Here is a 1,731-nt window from a genome sequence, read left to right on the forward strand (position 1 = left end):
GTCGAGAGAGGACCTGGCTATGTATAGGAGCGGTCAGGGCCTTTCCAAGCGCAAAGTTTTAAAACAAAGAAGGTAGAAAGGTGTAGGTCCATTTGTATCTTCATGGCAGCAATCTATATACTGAAAAATGAAAATAACTTTCTATAGTTAATAAGGAGCTTATTTTAGCTGGAATAATACTCTTTATCAAACTTCTAAATGAAATGTATGGATGAGTAGTTGCAAATATTTATTATGGATAGAAGGGGTGGAGTACTTGCAAGAAGTTGCTGAGTTTCGTATGCCGAAGTCTGTATTATATGGGAGAAATTCGTTTGAAAAACTAGGGGATCAATCAAGAAAGTTAGGGAAAAGGGCTTTTATTGTAAGTGATACAATTATGGAGAAGTTGGGTTATGTTGAAAGATGTGTGGATCACTTAAATGCGAAAGGGATTACTGTTATTACGTACAATGAAGTAAATACTGAGCCTACAAATTTGCACGTATTAGAAGCGTTATCTATTTGTAAAGAAGGAAAATGCGATTTTATCATAGGTATTGGCGGAGGAAGTTGTATTGATGTTGCGAAAGCAGTAGCAGTGTTATATACAAATGGTGGAGAAATTGAAGATTACGTCCAAAAGGATATAGAAATAGAATACAATCCACTACCGCTAATCGCAATCCCAACGACTTCTGGTACTGGATCGGAAGTAACAAGTGTAGCAGTAATTACGAATAAAAAAACAGATGTGAAAATGATGATAAAACATCCAAGCTTTATCCCTCATGTTGCGATAATAGACCCGATTTTTACAAGTTCGGTACCACCTCATATTACTGCAGCAACGGGAGTAGATGCATTATGCCATGCAATTGAAGCTTATATTTCTAAAGTTTCACAACCTCTTACAGATGTTCTTGCTCTTTCAGCTATTGAAAGCATTATGAAATATTTACGTATCGCATATGAAGATGGAGATAATATGGAATCAAGGGAAGCAATGATGATTGCTTCATTACAAGCTGGGATTGCTTTTTCAAATGCATCTGTTACATTAGTGCATGGTATGTCTCGTCCAGTGGGGGCATTATTTCATGTGCCACATGGAATATCGAATGCAATACTATTACCTGCAGTTTTAGAGTTTACAAAAATGAGTGCAATAAAAAGGTTAGCGGAAGTAGGACGTAGCTTAAACAAAGATTTGTATTCTCATTCTAATGAAGAAGTAGCGAACTACACGATTGCTGAAATTAAGAAACTTTGTTTTGATCTTCGTATTCCTAATTTAAGAGAATACGGAATTGATGAAGTAGAATTTGAAAATGCTATTTCTAAAATGGCGAAAGATGCTATCGAAAGTGGGAGTCCAAGTAACAATCCACGAGTTCCATCTTATGATGAAATAAAAGAGCTCTATCGAAAATGCTTTGACTATAAATATGAGTCTACTACAAAAGTTATTTTCTGAATATTCTTTAATTATTTCCGTGGAAATGAAAAATAACTTTAAATCATGTAGAGGGTTTATGTGATAAAGAAAATGTTTTCATTGCTATAAAACAATATTCATTATGTATAAATTACAGTATTAGTGTTGACTAAAAAAATATTATCTTAAAGGTGAATATATGAAATTAATAGGTCTTATTGGTGGAATGAGCTGGGAGTCATCTACTGAGTATTACAAAATGATAAATGAAGAAGTAAAAATAATATATAATTTTATTATGTAAACAACAATCG

1 protein-coding gene and 1 pseudogene are annotated in these 1,731 nt (G+C 33.6%); both read left to right on the forward strand.

Translation table 11 applies throughout. The annotated features are described in order from the left end of the window. Positions 1 to 256: 256 nt before the first annotated feature. Positions 257 to 1,456: an iron-containing alcohol dehydrogenase gene (locus AC1DTM_RS25225; RefSeq protein WP_016104725.1), complete on the forward strand. Its 1,200-nt coding sequence runs from the start codon at positions 257 to 259 to the stop codon at positions 1,454 to 1,456. A gap of 160 nt (positions 1,457 to 1,616) precedes the next feature. Next, positions 1,617 to 1,697 (forward strand): annotated as a pseudogene (locus AC1DTM_RS25230) (aspartate racemase); the annotation flags it as partial. Positions 1,698 to 1,731: the final 34 nt, after the last annotated feature.

Source organism: Bacillus sp. P4_D3, assembly GCF_056401855.1.